At 67.2% G+C, this 16,760-nt stretch carries 20 protein-coding genes and 3 pseudogenes; 17 read left to right on the top strand and 6 right to left on the bottom strand.

The window, feature by feature from the left end:
• Window positions 1-190 precede the first annotated feature (190 nt).
• Window positions 191-1,576 (top strand): MFS transporter, encoded by a 1,386-nt coding sequence (locus A3CU_RS0100370; protein WP_027940580.1) that lies wholly within the window; start codon window positions 191-193, stop codon window positions 1,574-1,576.
• A 178-nt stretch (window positions 1,577-1,754) separates the two neighbouring features.
• On the opposite strand, the gene A3CU_RS0100365 is transcribed toward A3CU_RS0100370, so the two are convergent.
• The gene (locus A3CU_RS0100365) at window positions 1,755-3,200 is read right to left on the bottom strand and encodes a carboxylesterase/lipase family protein (RefSeq protein ID WP_027940579.1); all 1,446 of its coding nucleotides are present in this window, start codon (window positions 3,198-3,200) and stop codon (window positions 1,755-1,757) included.
• Window positions 3,201-3,226: 26 nt separating this feature from the next.
• Window positions 3,227-4,144: an MBL fold metallo-hydrolase gene (locus A3CU_RS0100360; protein ID WP_027940578.1), complete on the bottom strand. Its 918-nt coding sequence runs from the start codon at window positions 4,142-4,144 to the stop codon at window positions 3,227-3,229.
• Window positions 4,145-4,245: 101 nt separating this feature from the next.
• Here A3CU_RS0100360 and A3CU_RS42885 point away from each other — a divergent pair, with 101 nt between their 5' ends.
• From A3CU_RS42885 to A3CU_RS49565, 12 genes and pseudogenes are all read left to right on the top strand, one after another.
• Complete coding sequence (locus tag A3CU_RS42885; RefSeq protein WP_245616830.1) at window positions 4,246-5,190, top strand: helix-turn-helix transcriptional regulator; 945 nt, start codon at window positions 4,246-4,248, stop codon at window positions 5,188-5,190.
• A 252-nt stretch (window positions 5,191-5,442) separates the two neighbouring features.
• A pseudogene (locus tag A3CU_RS50760) lies at window positions 5,443-5,610 on the top strand (IS256 family transposase); the annotation flags it as partial.
• 175 nt (window positions 5,611-5,785) lie between these two features.
• Window positions 5,786-5,953 (top strand): hypothetical protein, encoded by a 168-nt coding sequence (locus A3CU_RS52090; protein ID WP_156960176.1) that lies wholly within the window; start codon window positions 5,786-5,788, stop codon window positions 5,951-5,953.
• A gap of 122 nt (window positions 5,954-6,075) precedes the next feature.
• Window positions 6,076-6,330 (top strand): hypothetical protein, encoded by a 255-nt coding sequence (locus tag A3CU_RS0100340; protein WP_156960175.1) that lies wholly within the window; start codon window positions 6,076-6,078, stop codon window positions 6,328-6,330.
• A 142-nt stretch (window positions 6,331-6,472) separates the two neighbouring features.
• Window positions 6,473-6,925 carry a hypothetical protein gene (locus tag A3CU_RS0100335; RefSeq protein WP_027940576.1) on the top strand — a complete coding sequence of 151 codons (453 nt, stop codon included), beginning with the start codon at window positions 6,473-6,475 and terminating at the stop codon, window positions 6,923-6,925.
• A 256-nt stretch (window positions 6,926-7,181) separates the two neighbouring features.
• On the top strand, window positions 7,182-7,577 hold the full coding sequence (locus tag A3CU_RS0100330) for a hypothetical protein (protein ID WP_027940575.1): 396 nt from the start codon (window positions 7,182-7,184) through the stop codon (window positions 7,575-7,577).
• A 64-nt stretch (window positions 7,578-7,641) separates the two neighbouring features.
• Window positions 7,642-8,509, top strand: a pseudogene (locus A3CU_RS42880) (IS701 family transposase); the annotation flags it as partial.
• Between the two features lie 260 nt (window positions 8,510-8,769).
• A complete protein-coding gene (locus A3CU_RS54235) occupies window positions 8,770-8,961 on the top strand; it encodes an Ig-like domain-containing protein (protein WP_425388211.1) in 192 nt (63 codons plus the stop codon).
• A gap of 44 nt (window positions 8,962-9,005) precedes the next feature.
• Window positions 9,006-9,269, top strand: a pseudogene (locus tag A3CU_RS55515) (hypothetical protein); the annotation flags it as partial.
• Window positions 9,241-9,681 (top strand): MFS transporter, encoded by a 441-nt coding sequence (locus A3CU_RS49570; protein WP_156960174.1) that lies wholly within the window; start codon window positions 9,241-9,243, stop codon window positions 9,679-9,681. The pseudogene A3CU_RS55515 and the gene A3CU_RS49570, both read left to right, overlap by 29 nt.
• 32 nt (window positions 9,682-9,713) lie before the next feature.
• Window positions 9,714-10,049 carry an MFS transporter gene (locus tag A3CU_RS52085; RefSeq protein ID WP_156960173.1) on the top strand — a complete coding sequence of 112 codons (336 nt, stop codon included), beginning with the start codon at window positions 9,714-9,716 and terminating at the stop codon, window positions 10,047-10,049.
• A complete protein-coding gene (locus A3CU_RS49565) occupies window positions 9,983-10,441 on the top strand; it encodes an MFS transporter (RefSeq protein WP_027940573.1) in 459 nt (152 codons plus the stop codon). The genes A3CU_RS52085 and A3CU_RS49565 overlap by 67 nt, the downstream gene beginning before the upstream one ends.
• A 351-nt stretch (window positions 10,442-10,792) precedes the next feature.
• Here the strand turns inward: A3CU_RS49565 and A3CU_RS0100310 are convergent, their stop codons facing one another.
• Window positions 10,793-11,431, bottom strand: a complete 639-nt coding sequence (locus A3CU_RS0100310) for a TetR/AcrR family transcriptional regulator (protein WP_027940572.1) — start codon at window positions 11,429-11,431, stop codon at window positions 10,793-10,795.
• A gap of 95 nt (window positions 11,432-11,526) precedes the next feature.
• Between A3CU_RS0100310 and A3CU_RS0100305 the strand changes: the two genes are divergently transcribed.
• The gene (locus A3CU_RS0100305; protein WP_027940571.1) at window positions 11,527-12,909 is read left to right on the top strand and encodes an MFS transporter; all 1,383 of its coding nucleotides are present in this window, start codon (window positions 11,527-11,529) and stop codon (window positions 12,907-12,909) included.
• Between the two features lie 384 nt (window positions 12,910-13,293).
• On the opposite strand, the gene A3CU_RS42870 is transcribed toward A3CU_RS0100305, so the two are convergent.
• Entirely contained in the window at window positions 13,294-13,905 is a 612-nt protein-coding gene (locus A3CU_RS42870) for a class I SAM-dependent methyltransferase (protein WP_052371338.1), read from the bottom strand.
• A gap of 45 nt (window positions 13,906-13,950) precedes the next feature.
• On the opposite strand from A3CU_RS42870, the gene A3CU_RS42865 reads away from it, so the two are divergent.
• Complete coding sequence (locus A3CU_RS42865) at window positions 13,951-14,412, top strand: MerR family transcriptional regulator (protein ID WP_052371337.1); 462 nt, start codon at window positions 13,951-13,953, stop codon at window positions 14,410-14,412.
• Between the two features lie 242 nt (window positions 14,413-14,654).
• Here A3CU_RS42865 and A3CU_RS0100290 read toward each other — a convergent pair whose 3' ends face one another.
• Both A3CU_RS0100290 and A3CU_RS0100285 read right to left on the bottom strand, forming a co-directional pair.
• Window positions 14,655-15,059: a hypothetical protein gene (locus tag A3CU_RS0100290; protein ID WP_027940570.1), complete on the bottom strand. Its 405-nt coding sequence runs from the start codon at window positions 15,057-15,059 to the stop codon at window positions 14,655-14,657.
• Window positions 15,060-15,262: 203 nt separating this feature from the next.
• Window positions 15,263-15,754, bottom strand: a complete 492-nt coding sequence (locus A3CU_RS0100285) for a hypothetical protein (protein ID WP_211246300.1) — start codon at window positions 15,752-15,754, stop codon at window positions 15,263-15,265.
• Window positions 15,755-15,888: 134 nt separating this feature from the next.
• Between A3CU_RS0100285 and A3CU_RS0100280 the strand changes: the two genes are divergently transcribed.
• On the top strand, window positions 15,889-16,359 hold the full coding sequence (locus A3CU_RS0100280; protein ID WP_027940568.1) for a ketopantoate reductase family protein: 471 nt from the start codon (window positions 15,889-15,891) through the stop codon (window positions 16,357-16,359).
• On the top strand, window positions 16,248-16,739 hold the full coding sequence (locus A3CU_RS53345) for a ketopantoate reductase family protein (RefSeq protein WP_281174076.1): 492 nt from the start codon (window positions 16,248-16,250) through the stop codon (window positions 16,737-16,739). Before A3CU_RS0100280 ends, A3CU_RS53345 begins: the two co-directional genes overlap by 112 nt.
• Window positions 16,740-16,760: the final 21 nt, after the last annotated feature.

Here is a 16,760-nt window from a genome sequence, read left to right as displayed (position 1 = left end):
CGGCGACCGCCACCGAGGTCGGCTAGGTCACGGGACTGAGCGGAACACGGCGGGCGGATGCCCGATGTCGTCGGTCCCGAGGACCTCACGGAAGTCCGATCTGCACCCTTGCCGAACGTTCTCTCCCAGGGGGCGCCCGCACGAGGTGCACAACCGATTGTGCAAATACTTATCGACAAAGGAGTCACCCATGCGAACACAGCACGCGAGCCCGCCGCCGAGCGGGCTGCGGAAGGTCGTGGCGGCCTCGATGGCCGGCACAGTCGCCGAGTGGTACGAGTTCCTGCTCTATTCGGCGTCCTCGGCACTCGTTTTCGGCGCGTTGTTCTTCCCTCAGTCCGACCAGCCGCTCAACGGTGTGATCAACGCTTTGCTCATCTACGCGGTGGGCTTCGTCGCCCGCCCGCTCGGCGGGATCGTCTTCGGGCACTTCGGCGACCGTCTCGGCCGGAAGAAGCTTCTGCAGCTGAGCCTGTTGCTGGTCGGGGCGGCGACGTTCGCGATCGGCTGTGTTCCCGCCTTTGCTTCGATCGGGTACTGGGCGCCGATGATCCTGGTGCTTCTGCGGTTCGTACAGGGCTTCGCGCTCGGCGGCGAGTGGGGTGGCGCGGTGCTGCTGGTGGGGGAGCACAGCCCGGACCGCAGCCGGGCGTTCTGGTCCAGCTGGCCCCAGGCGGGGCTGCCGATCGGCAACCTGGTCGCGACGGTGGTCCTGCTTGGGCTGTCGGGAGTGCTCTCACCGGAGCAGTTCCTGTCCTGGGGCTGGCGTGCTGCGTTCTGGGCCTCGGCGGTCATCGTGCTGATCGGCTACTACATCCGCACGCAGGTGGAGGAGGCGCCGATCTTCCTGGCGTCGCTGGAGAAGGCGCAGGCGCGGGAGAACGAGCGGACCTCGATCATCGAAGTGGTGCGGCGGTACCCGCGCGGTGTCCTCGTGGCGATGGGTGCGCGGGTCGGTGAGAACATCCTGTACCAGGTAGTGGTGACGTTTTCGATCACGTATCTGGCGCTGCGGGTGGGCAGCAGCACGACCGACATCCTGTTGCTCCTGGTGTTCGCGCACCTCGCGCACATGGTGCTGGTCCCGCTGTTCGGCCACCTCGCGGACCGGTGGGGACGCCGTCCGGTGTTCCTCGCCGGCTCGGTCGCCATGATCGGGTGGGGATTCGCCGGGTTCCCTCTGATGGACACCGGATCCCCGGTGCTGATCGTGCTGGCGCTGGTGCTGGGGGTCGCCGTGCACGGCCTGATGTACGCCCCGCAGCCGGCGATGATGGCCGAGCTGTTCCCGACGCGGATGCGCTACGCAGGCGTGTCACTCGGCTACCAGACGACGTCGATCTTCGCGGGTTCCCTGGCGCCGTTCATCACCGCGACGCTGCTCAAGAGCTTCGGCTCGTCGATCCCGATCGCGCTGTACCTCGCGGTCGCCGCGATCATCTCGACGATCGCGGTGGTCGCGACCCGTGAGACGAAGGGTATGTCCCTGTCCGCATTGGACACTCCCGTCGAGAGCCCGGGAGCCGGCGCGGGCTGTGGCGTGCCGGCCTCCACGAAGCCCGGCGAGGACGGGTGACAGCGGGTCGTCGAGCGCGGATGCCCCGATCCAGCCGGTTTCGGGGCATCCCCTTGAGGGAGGCGGCTTCCGAACACCGGCCGGACGCAGTGCCGGGGTGGCAGGCAACGACACCGATCCGACACACAGGTCGGTGTCGCCGCCGCGTCCCGCCGCCGTCGTGCCAGATCGGACCTTGTCACCGCACGGTGCCGAGGACCTCCGCCACGGGTCGTCGCGGATCGTACGCGGCCCAGCCCGGGTTCCCGGTCCGGGCGAACGAGACCCAGGCGGCGTGCACCCGGGCGGCGAGGCCGTCCGGGACGGGGTCCGGGCCGAGCAGGCCGGTGTCACCGTGCAGCCACGGCTCGTCGGCGATGTCGAAGACGAAGGGCAACTCGACGGTGTGGGCGGCGCCGAGCCGTCCCTTGAGTGCGGTCGAGCGGTACCCGAACGAGTAGACGTGTGTGCGGCCGCCGGAGATCTGCGCGTGGGCTTTGGCCAGGTGTGCCGTCCCGGCCCCGAACAGAGCCTCCCCGAGCACTGCTGAGCGCAGTTCGCCCGGGGTCGCGTCCGGCAGTGCGGCGCGGTGCGCGGCGACCGCCGTCTCCGGGGCCGGGTGCACCTGCGCGGCGAGGGCGAGCACGTCCGTTTCCGTGGTGGTCTCCAGGGTGCCCTGCGGCACGAGGTAGAGGAGGCCCTCTTCGGTGTTGGTGCCGATCAGCAGGTCGACGTCACGGGCCGGACCGTCGGCGAGAGCGTCGGCGGGCTGGACCGCGCGGACGACGCTGAACTGGCTGAGGCCGGCCAGCGGGTCCGTGGCGGTGCTCGTGCGCAGGTCGAGGCCGGCCAGTGCCGGCAGGATCTCCACGAAACGCTCGTCCGGGATCGCGGCGAACGCCTCGGCGGTCGGTTCGGTACCCAGCGCGGCAGCCGCTGCGGCGGTGACCCGGCGCGCCTGTTCCGGCGTGAAGGCGCCGGTTCCACTGCCACTCTGCACGATCGCCCGCCGGAACAGGCCGCCCGCCCCCGGCGTCGCGAGCAGCGCTCCAACGAGCGTTGCGCCCGCGGACTGGCCGGAGATCGTGACGTTGTCAGGGTCACCACCGAACGCCGCGACCGTGGCACGCACCCAGCCGAGGGCGGCGAGCACGTCGAGCAGCCCGCGGTTGGCTGGAGCGCCCTCCAGGTCGAGGAACCCGGGGATGCCGAGGCGGTAGTTCACCGTCACGAGCACGATGCCGTCGCGGGCGAACGCACTGCCGTCGTAGAGCGCGGCGCGGGTCGAGCCGGTGACGAATCCACCTCCGTGCACGAAGACCAGGACGGGGCGCTTGCCGCCGTCCGCGGCGGGTGTGCGGACGTCGACGGTCAGATACTCTTCGCCCGGTATCCAGCCCGGCCCGAAGTACGGGGTCATGTCGAGCCGGCCGAAGTCGCGGGCCGGTTGGGGCGCTGTGGGCGAAGGCCGGGTGCCGTCGCGGACGCCCGACCAGCCCGGGTGTGGCTCGGGAGGGGCGAACCGGCGGGCGCCGATCGGTGCCGCCGCGTAGGGGATGGCACGGTAGAACTCACCGGAGTCGTCGCGGACGCCGCGCACGGCGCCCGCCGGGGTTTCGACCACCGGATCCGCGTTGTGGGTCACGGAAAACGCTTCCTTTCCAGGCGGGGTCAGCAGACGCGGGAGAAGGCCGCCCACTCCTTGATCGCGAACTTCGATCCGTCGCGCTCGACCTCGGCGGCGCCCGCGCCGGCGAAGTGCGCGGGGAACACGAGCGCGTTGGTCTCGGCGGCGTGGCCGAGCAGCTTGTGCCGGGTGGCCCGGGACCCGGCTGGGTCCTCGCAGAAGCAGGAGTTGGTGTCCGGCTCTGGGATCTGCAGCGCGGTGTGCACCAGATCCCCGACGAACAGGGCCCGGTCGACGCCGGACTCCAGGACGAGCACGGACGAGCCGGGGGTGTGCCCGGGAGCGAGGTCGAGCCTCAGGTTCTTGTCGATCCGGTACGAGCCGTCCCACAGTCGGGTCAGGCCGGCCCGGTGGACCGGCATGACGCTGTCCTCGAAGACGTTCTGGTTCCCCCGGCCCAGCACGGACTCGTTCTCGTTGGCGGGGTTCCAGAACTCGAAGTCCCGCCTCGGCATCAGGTAGGTGGCGTTCGGGAAGGTCGGCACCCAGGCGCGGCCCTCGAGCCGGGTGTTCCAGCCCACGTGGTCGATGTGCAGATGGGTGTTGATCACGATGTCGACGTCCTCGGGCCGCACCCCGGCGGCGGCGAGGTTGTCGAGGTAGCTCGTGTCCAGGCGGCTCCAGACCGGGGCGTACGGCCGGTCCTTGTAGTTGCCCACGCCGGTGTCGACGAGGATCGTGCGCCCCTCGCTGCGCAGCAGCCAAGACTGGATCGCCGACTGGCACTGGTCGGTGTCGGGGTCCCAGAAGTCGGGCGCCAGCCAGTCGCGGTGCTCGTCCCACGCGCCGTCCGGACTGTCCGGGAAGAACTCGTCCGGGCTCATCTCGACCGAACCGTAGAACTCCTTGATGCGGGTGACGGTGACCTCGCCCAGTGCGATCTGTTCGGGGTTGTGCTCCATGGCACCGAGTCTGGGAACGAGGGCGGGTGCGAACCACTCCCGCGTTGTCCTACCCCTCGCAGGGTGTGGCTGGGATCGGCCGCGCACCGGATACTGGACGCATGGACGGACCTGGCCCACTCGGCGATTTCCTGCAGGCCAGAAGGGCGCTGCTGCGACCGGAGGACGTCGGTCTGCGCGACGTTGGGCCCCGCAGGCGGGTGGCCGGGCTTCGGCGCGAGGAACTGGCCCAACTGGCGGGGGTCAGCGTGTCGTACTACACCAGGTTGGAGCAGGGCTTGTCCCGCGGCGCCTCGGCCGAAGTGCTCGATGCGATCGCTCGCGCCCTGCGGCTCGACGACCACGAGCGCGAGCACCTCGTCCGGCTCGCCGGTGCCGCCCGCCGCACCCCCCGCGCTCGCCGTCCCCGGCCGGAAAAACTCGCCGACGAGACGCGGGACCTCCTGCGCGCCGTGGACGGCGTTCCGGCGCTGGTGCTCGGCCGGCGCACGGATGTGCTGGCGTGGAACGCTCTCGGGCACACTCTGCTGGCCGGCCACCTGGACTTCCACAGTCCGGACGACCCGGCGCGGCGGCCGAACATGACCCGGATGCTGTTCCTCGACCCGCACTGCCGTGAGCTGTACACGGACTGGAGGCGCAAGGCCCGCGCGGTGGTCGGCAACCTGCGGATCACCGTCGGCAAGCGCCCGCAGGACCCACTGCTCGCCGAGCTGATCGGCGAACTGACGATGCGGAGCCCAGAGTTCGTCGCGCTCTGGGGCGACCACCGCGTGGCACCCTGTGACGCCGCGTCCTATGAACTGCACCACCCCCTCGTCGGCACGGTGACCGTGACTCAGCAAACGCTGTCGATCGTCCGTTCGCCGGACCAGGTCTTGATCGTCTGCACGACGCCCGTCGGCTCCCCCTCCGAAGAGGCTCTCGCACTTCTCCGGCAGACGAGCAGCGGTGCGCACGACGTCGGTGCAGGGACCGTCAAACCCGGACCGGGCGCTCACCGGGGCCAGGTGGTGGCGCGCATCGCGCGCCCGCCACTGGAGTAGACCTGGACGCTGATCGCCGCGTGCGGCCCGTCGTTGCGCACCTGGCGCCGCCCTGACCGCGATCACGAGCGCCTGCTTACTCTTCTCGTTCGCCAGGGTGATGACACCCGCAATGATGTCCGGCGAGGCGAGAAACTCACGCCAGGACGTTCCCGTGGGCATGTTCGCCGCGGTGGCGGCGGTTCTGTCTCTCTACTCGGTCCTTGAACCCGACCAGATCGAACGCCTCGCCATACGTCGACAGAATGTTTTGGGCACTTCCCAACCGAACAGGCCGCGCTCAAGTGCCTGTATCTTGTGACTCGCGGCCTGGACCCGACCGGGACCAGCCGCACCCGATGGACGATGCGCTGGAAGCCCGCGCTCGACGCCTTCGCCATCACCTTCGGCGACCGCTGGCCGACCGCCGAAACCTACTAACCGACGACGCTGGAAACATCGTTGCCGCTATAGACCCTCTCCCCGAAGCGGGTGTGGCGGCTGATGAAGGCCGCCATCCCAAGGCGTGGAAACGCACCACGATCCTCGATGACGAGTCAGTTTCGGCACCGGGGATCGGCCGGGACCTCACTGCCGCCGCGGCGGACCAACGCTGGTGCGGGGCATCACCTATGCCAGGATCTGGGGCTGGGCGTATGTGGTCACCGTGATCGACCTGTGTTCCCGCGCTGTGGTCGGCTCGGCCATCGCCGGGCACATGCGCACCGAGCTGGCCACCGCCGCGCCGCCGTTGCCGAGCTGGCCAACGCCGGTCACGCGATAAAAGTTGCCAGCGCACCTCACGCGGAGGTCGAACGCCCGTCCGCGCGCCCCACGGAGCCGATTGTCACGGAATCCGTCACGGATTCGGTGGCGCCGGAAGCGCGCCGGGTGACGCGCGAAGACATGGTCAACGTTGATACGGTCCGAGTCGAGCGCAGCAATGACTTCGAGAGCTCAGGCACTTACCGCGTGCTGGCTGGCGACTCGATCCTGGTCGGGTACCTCGGTCGCGACCGGCGACGCCGCTGGGAAGTGTGGACGGCGGCCACGTCGCTCGCCGTGCCAGGCGGACCGTGGCGCACGCGCGATGACGCGCTAGTCGACCTGCTACTCAACGGCGGCATCCGCACTGCGGAGATGCGGAAGCCACGGAACTGAGCTCCTGCCTCCTGACGCCCTTGCAGGACGATTGCTCGCGTCGTCACCAAATCGAGATCAAACAATCCGTAACTTCCGAACCGCCGTCACCGACAAGAAAGGGACCCCAAGTGTGGGACCGAGGTAGATTGCGGAGGAAAAGGTGGCGCTGCTCAAGAAGAAGACGCCTGAAGAGGTAGCTGCGGAACTCGCGGCGAAGGAGCAGGTGCGCCGTGAGGCGGAGGAACGCAAACGCCAACAGCAAGTGGAGAAGGAAAGGCAAGCGTTCGAGCGGTCCCCGGCTGGGCGTGCTCGTGCGGCGTTCAGGAACGGCGACCACGTCTTCCAGTTCTCTATCGACGTGATGAACCAGAAGGCCGTCATCGTCGCAATGGTCGGCGGCACGACGACACAGCGGACGAGCGATCCTGTCGACGTACTCAACTCCGTGTGCCATGAAGGTTGGGACCTGGTCAACGGTTCGTTCGTCTTCGTCGAGCAGGGGCAAGAGAGCCGCGACAAGTTCATGTCGTCCGGACAGAACGTCGCGATCAAAGGCGAAGTGGTGGGCTACTACCTGTTCAGGCGCTGCGAGGCGAACCGGCGAGCGGCATAGCGGCGTCGTCGCCAGGCGGAGACGGGGCCAAGGAAACAGTCGCGAACCTGACTGAGCGGATTGCGCACATAACGTTCCCGCGCAAAGGCTAAGGCAAACTACGGTGGAGTTCCCTGTGGGTGATGTGGCAAAGCGAGCTGAGCTCGCGCGATGGAACTGGAAGGCGAGAAGGGCCAGGGAAGCTCTCTCTAATGCGTTCAGTGATCATGGCCGTCAACTGACGGGTGAATGGTGCACCTTTCAGGAGTCAGTCCGGATGACCGGGGAGGTTTGGGCGCTCGCCGAGTCGCGCGAGCGAGTCATTCAGCGTTGGCCGGCCAAGGGATATTTCGACGAGGTGTCGAGATCGTGTGAACTGGTCGCATTGCGCGAAGAGCGACTCGTCGCCTCGATCATGGATTACCCGGAAGCGGCATGGATTGAGGTGTCACCAGACATTGTGCAGTCCGAGCTAGTTCCGTCGGCTGTGAAATGGATGACTGATGGATTCATCCTCTACGCGCCGGATCGGGCATCGCTTCTCAGTGTTGACGTCGAAACAGTGGACAATGTGTCTTTGATTGAGACCACTTTGGTGGGCGAGGGGCTTGGGCCTCTCAGAGTGCATTTGCTTGAACACGGTCCAAACCCGCTTCGGATTGAAAACCGCTAGCGGCATATTTTGGTGCCTGATTGCGTAGCCGGATAACTTGCTTCCGTGGCTCCCCGGCGTGCCGACCGGTGACCTGAAAAAGGGCACCCACACCGTCGGTGTGCAGCGTCAATACACCGGAACCGCTGGCCGGATCGAGAACTCGCAGGTCGCTGTGTTGCTGTCTGCCGAAATCCTGGACAGGCGACCGCGCCCGTTGCGCCGCGGCCGGGATCGACAAGGACGTGCAGTTCGCGACCAAACCGGCCATGGCCACGACGATGATCATCCGGACTCTCGATGCCGGAGTTCACGTGCCGTGGGTGACCGGCGATGAGGTCTATGGCGCCGACCCCGGGCTGCGTGCGGAACTGGAGGGCCGTGGCGTCGGCTACGTGCTGGCCATTGGATGCGACCGCCGCGTCGCCACCGCAGCCGGGACGTTCCGCCCCGACGAACTGGTCACACGGCTACCGAAACACGTGTGGCAGCGCCTGTCGGCCGGCGCCGGGGCGAAAGGACACCGCTTTTACGACTGGGCCCTGATCGACATCGATCCAGGCGCCGAGGTGGCCGGGCATCGGTGGCTGCTGATCCGGCGCAACCGCCGTACCGAAGAGTTGGCGTTCTATCGCTGCTACGCGCCCACCCTCGTGGCGCTGCCGGTTCTGGTCCGCGTGGCTGGAACTCGGTGGCGCGTCGAAGAATCCTTCCAAACCAGCAAAGGTCTGGCCGGTCTGGATCAGCACCAGGTCCGCCGCTGGGTCTCTTGGCATCGCTGGACCGTCCTGGCGATGCTCGCGCACGCGTTCCTCACCGTCCTCGCCGCGACCGAACGCACCCGCGCAACGGAACCGACCGGCTGGATTGCCTTGACCTGCAACGAAGTCCAGCACGTACTCGCCACACATGTCATTACACCGATCAAGGACACCACGCACAGACTGCGCTTCTTCCGTCTGGAGTTAACCACGGCGACACGTCACGTGGTCTGCTGGGGTCGATAGATATCGCCGCCAGGTAGCTCCCACGCGACCTTGCTCGGGTACCGGCTACTACAGCAAACAGGACCTTGTGCCCCCGCGGTGATGACGTTGGTCTGTGGCCGCCCATAACGCGGGCGAGGTCAGCCCGGCCACCCCGGTCGTCGTGCGGGCGATGCGGGCGAACAACGCCCCGCTGACCGACGGCTCAGCCGGGCGGCCGGTACTGGCTGTCGAAGCGGGGAGTCCACTACCGGCCGCAGAACTACTGGCAGCCGGGCACCACGGCTACGGTGACCGCGAAGGTCTATGGCGTGGATCTGGGTAACGGCGTGTACGGGGGCGAGACGTTCAGGGCACGACTTGTGGATCGCCAAGGCCGACGGCAGGACCGAGCAGTTGCCCGACCGCGAGCGCGCTGACTCCGGCCGTGACGACGGCGGCCAGCGCCGGTTCCGGCTATTCAATGCGGGAATGCCTTCTCCTGATTCCTACCCTGGTGGTCGTGGAGGAGTTGGAGGGGCCGGACCCGTCGCCCACCCTTCTCATCGACGGTGTGGACGGCGCCACTGGTAAGGCCCCACCCAAGAGACCTGCTGCCGTCTCGATCTGCCCACGCGCACGCAGTGCCGCCTCGATCCTGGCCGGAATGGCCCCGAACATGTGGTCACTGATCGCGCTGCGCGCCGTCCAGGGTCTCGGTGGTGGAGGCCTACTGGGGCTGGGCAGTGCCGGCATCGCCGACCTGGTGCCGGTGCACGAGCGCGGCAAGGCGCTCAGTTACAGCGGTTGCTGTCTTCGCCGTCGGCAGCGTCGGCGGTCCGCTGCTGGGTGGTCTGTTCACCGACCATCTCGGCTGGCGCTGGGTCTTCTACATCAACGTGCCGACCGGCCTGATCGCGTTGCTCCTGGTCGTCAGGTTCTTCACCGTCACTCACCACCGCGTCCGCGCTTCTGTCGATGTCCTCGGCTCCGCCCTGCTGGTCGGGGCGATCACCTGCGTCATGCTGGTCACCGTCTGGGGTGGCCGGGACTACGCCTGGGACTCCGGGGTGGTCATCGGGCTGCTGGCAGCCTCGCTGGCGCTGGTGCTCGCCTTCGTAATCTGGGAGCGCCGGGCCGCCAACCCCGTGTTGCCCTGAGCTTGTTCCGGGCCAAGGCCTTCGCTGTCGCCGTGCCCGCCTCGGTGGTACTGGGCATGCTGCTGCTGAGCGCGGTGGTCTTCCTCCCGCAGTATTTCCAGGTCGTGCGTGGCATGGATGCTTCGCTTTCCGGGCTGGCGCTGACTCCGCTCATGCTGGGCGTGGTTGTCACGATGACCTTCGTCGGGCGCAGGGTGTCCGCCAGCGGCCGCTACCGTGCCTTCCCCATCGCGGGCGCCGCGCTCACGCTCGCGGGCGGGCCGGGCTCGCCCAACTCGACGCCGGCACCCCGGTCTGGCTCATGGCCGTGGAGATGCTCATCCTCGGCGCCGGCATCGGCTGCGCTATCCAGCTTCTGGTCCTGGTGATGCAGAACTCCGCCGAACCGCGGTTCCTCGGTGTCGCCTCGGCGGCGGCGATGTTCTTCCGCTCCATGGGCGGTGCGCTCGGCACAGCCCTGTTCAGTACCATTCTGGCGCGCAGCATGGTGGATCAACTTCAGCAGACGCCGGCCCTTCCCGCGCCGGCCGACATGATTGCCCAGCTGGCGCTGGCCGACGGCACGGTGCTCCCGCAACCCATCCAACAGGTCGTATCCCACGCCTTCGCGGACGCGATCCACACCGTGTACCTGTGGACTCTGCCGCTCGGCGCGGTCTTCCTCATCCTGGCGGTGATTCTGCCTACAGTGCCACTGTGGACAGTGGAATTCCTCCGCAAGGTCAAGCAGGAGCACGCTGCCCACTCCGCCACCGAGTGACCCACGGCATGAAATGCGCGAAAGCGTCTCTCCGGTAGGGGAAACACCCGATTCGCAGCCGAATGGCGTGGGGGCGCGGACACCATCGACCGTCGTACGCAAAAGCGGATCGCCGCGGGGGACTGGCCCCCCGTGGCGATCTTGGCGTACGTCGCCCACCCTGCTCATCGACAGTGTGGACGTCGCCACTGGTTAGGCGTGGTCTGCTCACAGACGCTCGCGCTCAAGTGGGGACGTCGGTCAAGCGGCGCAGGGTGAACGACTTGGCGAAAAGAGATCGCCGTGGGGACCGGACCCTGCGGCGGAGCCGCTCGGAGTCAGATCGGCTCGCCAGGGTCTGTTCCTGTTGTGTCAGGTCTGTGCCGGGTTGGCGAAGGCTGCTTGCAAGGTCGTATCGATGAATCGCGGAGCGTCCTCGGAGGTGAGACGTCCCGCGGCGATTTCGTCGGCGGCGCCATGGATAACCACATGTGTCGTGGTGAGTAGCCAGCTGACTGGGAGGTCGGTACGAAAGGCGCCCTCGCGCTGCCCTCGTTCCAACAGGTCGCGGTGAGTCGCCTCCGCTTTCTCGTGCAGTTCGCGGATGCGCCCCGGGGGTAGTTCCTTCTGGGCCGCGGCGAGCAGTGCGCGGGACTGGTCGACAAGTACCCAGCTCACGGTGATCAGGCGGCTGAACGCCTCGCGGACATCGCCTTCCAGATCCACATCTCGCAGCACGGCATCACCTCGGTCGAGGCTGTCGATCAGTGCGGCCTCGATCAATTCCGGCCGTGTCGGGAAATGCCCGTAGAGCGTCATGCGACCCACTCCGGCCTCGGCCGCGATCTGAGCCACCGACGCATCGGGGTCCTTCCGCAGTGTGTCCACAGTGGCCTGCAGGATCGCAGCCCGGTTCCGCTGGGCGTCAGCTCGGACATTCGCGGCCCGGCGCCCGCGCGCCGGCCGGCCACCGGCGCCACGCGTTGCACCATCGGCCCGCGCACCTGTCATCGCTCCTCCAGCTCACAACTCGTACAGGAATGCTTGAGTTAGTATATCGGTTGCAACTCGTACAGACATGCTTGAGTTAGCTCGAAGGAGGAACCGTGGACAGCTACCCCAGGCGCTGGCAGACGCTGGCGCTGCTCGGGATCGCGCAGTTCATGCTGATCTTGGATGTGACCGTGGTAGCGATCTCGCTGCCACTGATGGGTGCCGATCTTGGTCTGGACCGGCAGACGGTGACGTGGGTGGTCAGTGCCTACACGCTCACGTTCGGCGGTCTTATGCTGCTGGGCGGGCGGATTGCCGACCTGGTCGGTCCGAAGACGATGGTGCTGCTCGGCCTGGCCCTTTTCACGCTCGCGTCGCTCGCTACCGGTGCCGCGCAGGACGGAGTGGTGGTTCTGATCGGCCGGGTTGGCCAGGGCCTTGGCGCGGCCATGCTGTCCCCGTCGGCGCTGTCGGTTGTGGTGCGGATGTTCGAGGGTGACGAGCGGAACAAGGCGCTCGGGATCTGGTCCGCGCTCGGCGGCGGTGGCGCCGCGGTCGGCGTTCTCGTCGGCGGCCTGCTCGCTGCAGGCCCCGGCTGGCCGTGGGTGTTCTACATCAACGTGCCGATCGGTGTGATCGTGTTTGTCGTCTTGATCCGTGTGTTGCCGAAACTGCCAGCCGTCGAGACCGGGCAGCGGCGCAGCGCCGACGTGCTCGGTGCGCTGCTGGTGACCGCGGCCACCGGCTCGGTGATCTACGGGATGATCGGCGCTGGCGAAGCGGGCTGGCTGGCTCCGCGGACGTTGGTCATGTTCGCTGTCGGCGTGGTGCTCTACCTGTTGTTCGGGTGGCGGCAGCGCACTGCGGCGGCTCCGCTGATGGATCTGGGCCTGTTGTTCCGGCGCCCGGTTGTGGCCGGGACGTTCGTGATCGCGATCGGAACGGCCCTCATGGTGGCGGTCTTCTTCTTGGGCTCGTTCTACCTGCAGAACACCGCCGATCTCGGCCCGCTTGTCACCGGGCTGCTGTTCCTCCCCGTCGCGATCATGACCATGATCGGCGCCCAGTTGAGTGGCCGGATCATCGGCACCTGGGGCGGACGGCGCCTGGCGATCATCGGCCTCGTCACCGCCGCAGTGGGTCTCGCGGTCCCCGCATTCTGGCCCACCACCGTCGGGGTGGTCCTGGGGGTCAGTATCGGGTCGGCCGGGATCGGCACGCTGTTCGTGGTGGCCTCGGCCACCGCACTCGGTCAGGTCGCACCCGACGAGGCAGGCATCGCCTCCGGCATTGTGTCGACCTTCCACGAATTCGGCGCCTCCACCGGTGCCGCGGTCACCTCCAGCCTCGCCGCAGGCAACCTCACCAGCCACGCCACCGGCGGCTACGTCACCGCGTTCACCGTCGCCGCGATCGCCGCGGCCGTCGGCGCGATCATCTCCGGCGCCCTGATTTCCCGGCGGCAACCCTCACCCGCGGCCACGCCAGTGCACTGAGATTCAACCGTCGCCGCGCGGCCGCCGACGACACCGATAATGCCACGCCCGCGCACCCAGAAGGTGATCGTCCAGCGGTTGGCTTGCCGGTGTAAGTCCGGTCCGGGTAGCTGCCAGGAGGCCCGGAGCGGGCTGGCGGCCTGGTCTGGAAACGGGTTTGACGGGCGGGAGCTGGAAACGGAACCACGATCAGGTCACGGCCACGGAGAAGAACGGCTCACCGGGAAGCCATGCGGCCACCAGAGGCCCCGTGCCCTACGGCCGATCGATGAGACCGCGCCAGCTCCCGACCCTCCCACTTCGTAGTTTTGGCGTGTCTTCACTGGTAGTGGGCTTGTTTGGCGCGGTATTGCGATCTACCGCTGGAGTTTTCGGAGTGCCTGGTCAGCGGACGGCGGCCCAGACGGTCAGGGTGGTCAACTCGTGGCGTGTGACACCAGAGAAGAAGCTGCGAAGCTCCCGCTCGAGGTGAGTAGCCTTGTCCTCCGGCAGCGCGAGGCTGCGGGCGATCCGGGACGGCCGCGTCCCGCCATGCCAGGCGATCAGTACTCGCCCGCCAGCACGTGTCACTCGATGCAACTCGCTTAGTCCTGCTTGAAGATTCGGCCAGATGGCCACGTTGTTCACGGAGACCACGCAGTCGAACTCCGCATCCCCGAAGCCTGTGCGGTCGGCCGTGCCCAGCTGCAAGTCGATCCGGCCCGTGGCAATCTCCGCCCGGTGCGGCTGCGCGGCAAGGTTGCGCATCTGGGGAGAGGGGTCTACACCGCTGATCCGCCTCGCGGGCGTCTGCTGGAGCAGGCGGATCAGCCCGCCAGGACCGTAACCGACCTCCAGGACCTGCTCGCCCGCTTGGACGTCGAGCAGGTCGAGCAGGTCCTGCTGCCTGTTCGTCCACAGCATGATGCGGCCTGCGAGCCGGCCGGGTAGCCCACTCGGCATCGCGAACGGCGAACGGGTCGGTTTCTCTCGGGTCCAGGACGTCGTGGTTTCCATGCACCCAGGCTCCTGCTTCAAGTCGGCTTGAAGTCAAATGGAGACATGGACCTGATTCCCATCGGTGAGGCCGCCAAGCGACTCGGCATGCGAACATCGACGTTGCGCTACTACGAGGAGCGCGACCTCGTGCGGCCGGCGGGACGAGTGAATGGGAGGCGGGTCTACGGCCTGCAGGAGATGCGCCGCTTGGCGTTCCTTCAGATTGCACAGAGGTTGGGCATTCGCCTCCACGCAGCCGCCGCCGTGCTGGACGAGGCGAGCGAACAATGGCGCGCTACGGTCGGCGAGCAGATCGCGGAGCTGGAGGAGCTGATCTCCAGGGCTCAGGGGGCCAAGGGCTTCCTTACGCACGCGCTCATGTGCCCGGCCGAGCACCCGGCTCACGAATGTCCTCACCTGATGGACATGCTCGACCGGCTGCTCGACGGCACCTCCTTTGAGCAGCTCGCGGCTGAGCACACGGACCCCAACCAGCAAGATTACGACCTACAGCTGGAGTATTAGGTGCGCGGGGCGGAGGGCAATGATCGGCAGGCACTTCGTGGTTCGCCGAACTGGCCAACCGCAAACTCCGCCGCTTGGCCCCGCAGCGTCACCGAACTCGAAACCGGCGTCGAGAACTGGGCGATCCACGTGACGTTGATCCCCAAATTGCTCTTCGGTTGGGCCCGTCGGTTTTCTGGTCAGTGGCCGATGTTTGGCCGCTCTTTTTGGAGGTTGGTCTCGGCTGTACAGTTGACGTTGGGTCAGAGGTGGTCCGTAAGGGACGTGAGGGTGCGGTGGACTCTGGCGTGGCGTTGAAGTCGCTGGGTTGCGTTGGTGATGTAGGCGATGTGGCGGCGTTCGCCGACGATGTGGTCGCAGTATGCGGCGCCTGCGGACAGGTACATCATGTCGGTGAGGTCGTTGTTTTCCCAGCGCAGTCGGGGATCAGACAGCTTCTCGTGTAGGACCTCGCGGAAGATACCCAGGCTGGGCAGGTCGGCGATGAACGTGATGTGGGTGCGCCGCCGCTTCACTTCTCGATCCGTGGGGTTGTTTCGGAGGAAGTCGGCGAATTCCTGGAACGATCGGGTCCAGCCCGGCTGCGGCATGGCGGGTACGTGCTCGCCGTCGAGCAGGGTGTCGATCACGCTGATGGCGTGGCGCACGACATGAGAAATCCACCCGAAGTCCGGGGCCACACAAAACTGCCCCAGCACGTTCACCCGACTGGGTGTTCTTCAGATGGTTCTCCGATTGGACAGGCGCACCGAAAACAGCGCGGCAGCCGACGTGAACGGAAGCCGTCGAACCGTGTCGCAGCTTCAGTCGTAGGTTTGTTGGTTAACCTGCCGCTTTCACGCCATTGGGCTTACCTGAATTGATTCATCGCCTCGGCGACACGGCTCATCTCCTTGGCCGTGCTGGGCAGGATGTCCGCTGCTGTGGCGAGGAGACGGGCGCTGTTGCTGAAGTCGCTGGTGCCGAGTACTTCTGCGGCGTAGGACAGGATCTGTGCTGTATGTGCGTCGATGCCGACACCTGTATCGGACATGACGGCGATGATCTGCTTGAGTTCGTTCACCGTGTCGGCAGTAACGGAGCCGGTCTCTTCCAGGCGCTTGGTAATGGTCTCCAGGCGATCGAGGGGCGGCTCGGCAATCTCAGTCAGTAACTCCATTAGGCCGTTCGTGTCCAGCACCGTCAATCTGTTCAACACTGAATTAGCGGCGCCCTCGTGCGCGGTTTTCCATTCCTTCAACTTCTCCGGCGGATAGCGATTCTCGTCGTCGTCGACCTCCTCGTGATGGCCCAAGCACAGGAGAAGCAGGTTGGCGAACGAGTCGCGCTCGGCGGCAGGCATGTCTGGTTGATACCGAGCTGCCCCCGGTTTAACGCCGTAGATATGGGCTACTTGAGAGTTCTTTTTGTAGACGCCGGGCCGGACCTCGAGCGTCCCGTCAACGGATGGTGTCAAACGTTGGTGTGGTGACAACGATGGGAACATCCGAGTCCGTCGCGCTGATCGGCGCGGGCGCGCTCGGCACACTGCTGGGCTACCACCTGGCCAGGGCGGGACACACCGTGATCGTGTGCGAGCGGTCCGAAGTGGACCGCCTCGCCGTGACCGACGACACCGGAACCGGCGAGGAGCCGGTGAAGTGGGTGGCCACGCCCGGGGACCTGCCCGCGGCGCGGTGGGCGGTCCTCGCCGTGAAGATCGGCGCGACGCCCGCCGTCGCGGACTGGCTGGCGCAGCTGCCCGCGGACGGGGCGGTGCTGGTCGCGCAGAACGGGATCGACCAGCGCGAGCGGGTGAGTGCGCTCACCGACGCGCGCGTCGTGCCGGCGCTGGCCTGGCTCAACTGCGAGCGGATCGCGCCGGGGCACTCGTCCTCCCCGACGATTTCCCACGAGGCGAGCGCGAGGTCCGGCACGGTCTCGACGACGAGCCCGAACCCCGCGTAGAGCCGGGCGAAATCGCGGCCGGCGCCAAGCTGATCATCAACGTCGTGACCAACTCGCTCACCGCGCTGACCGGCCGCCGGATGGAGATGCTGGGCGACCCCGGCCTGCGCGCGATCGCCCTGGACCTGGCCGCCGAGACCGCCTCGGTGGCGCGTGCCGCGGGCGTGCCCCTGACGGACGCGCGGGCACGGGAGATCGTCGACTGGATCAGCGGGATGAACCCGGACATGACGACGTCGATGCTGCAGGACCGGCAGGCGGGCCGTCCGCTGGAGCACGACGGACTGCTCGGCCCCGTCGTCACCCTCGCCGAGCGGCACGGCGTGCCGGCCCTGGTGACCACGACGATCCTGCGGCTGCTGCGCGGTCTGCCGCGCTGAACGCGAAAACGCCGTCTGCGC

Origin of the sequence: Amycolatopsis taiwanensis DSM 45107 (assembly GCF_000519205.1) — a bacterium.
Taxonomy (GTDB): domain Bacteria; phylum Actinomycetota; class Actinomycetes; order Mycobacteriales; family Pseudonocardiaceae; genus Amycolatopsis_E; species Amycolatopsis_E taiwanensis.
The sequence above is the reverse complement of the archived record's forward strand: the minus strand, read 5'-3'. Positions and strand labels throughout refer to the sequence as shown.

Excerpts from the sequence above, each read along its gene's own strand:
- A3CU_RS0100280 (WP_027940568.1), top strand. The coding sequence starts at position 15,889 with ATGGGAACATCCGAGTCCGTCGCGCTGATCGGCGCGGGCGCGCTCGGC.
- A3CU_RS49565 (WP_027940573.1), top strand. The coding sequence starts at position 9,983 with ATGGCCGTGGAGATGCTCATCCTCGGCGCCGGCATCGGCTGCGCTATC.
- A3CU_RS42885 (WP_245616830.1), top strand. The coding sequence starts at position 4,246 with ATGGACGGACCTGGCCCACTCGGCGATTTCCTGCAGGCCAGAAGGGCG.
- A3CU_RS0100330 (WP_027940575.1), top strand. The coding sequence starts at position 7,182 with ATGACCGGGGAGGTTTGGGCGCTCGCCGAGTCGCGCGAGCGAGTCATT.
- A3CU_RS0100360 (WP_027940578.1), bottom strand. The coding sequence starts at position 4,144 with ATGGAGCACAACCCCGAACAGATCGCACTGGGCGAGGTCACCGTCACC.
- A3CU_RS42870 (WP_052371338.1), bottom strand. The coding sequence starts at position 13,905 with ATGGAAACCACGACGTCCTGGACCCGAGAGAAACCGACCCGTTCGCCG.
- A3CU_RS0100370 (WP_027940580.1), top strand. The coding sequence starts at position 191 with ATGCGAACACAGCACGCGAGCCCGCCGCCGAGCGGGCTGCGGAAGGTC.
- A3CU_RS0100310 (WP_027940572.1), bottom strand. The coding sequence starts at position 11,431 with ATGACAGGTGCGCGGGCCGATGGTGCAACGCGTGGCGCCGGTGGCCGG.
- A3CU_RS0100340 (WP_156960175.1), top strand. The coding sequence starts at position 6,076 with ATGGTCAACGTTGATACGGTCCGAGTCGAGCGCAGCAATGACTTCGAG.
- A3CU_RS0100285 (WP_211246300.1), bottom strand. The coding sequence starts at position 15,754 with ATGCCTGCCGCCGAGCGCGACTCGTTCGCCAACCTGCTTCTCCTGTGC.
- A3CU_RS42865 (WP_052371337.1), top strand. The coding sequence starts at position 13,951 with ATGGACCTGATTCCCATCGGTGAGGCCGCCAAGCGACTCGGCATGCGA.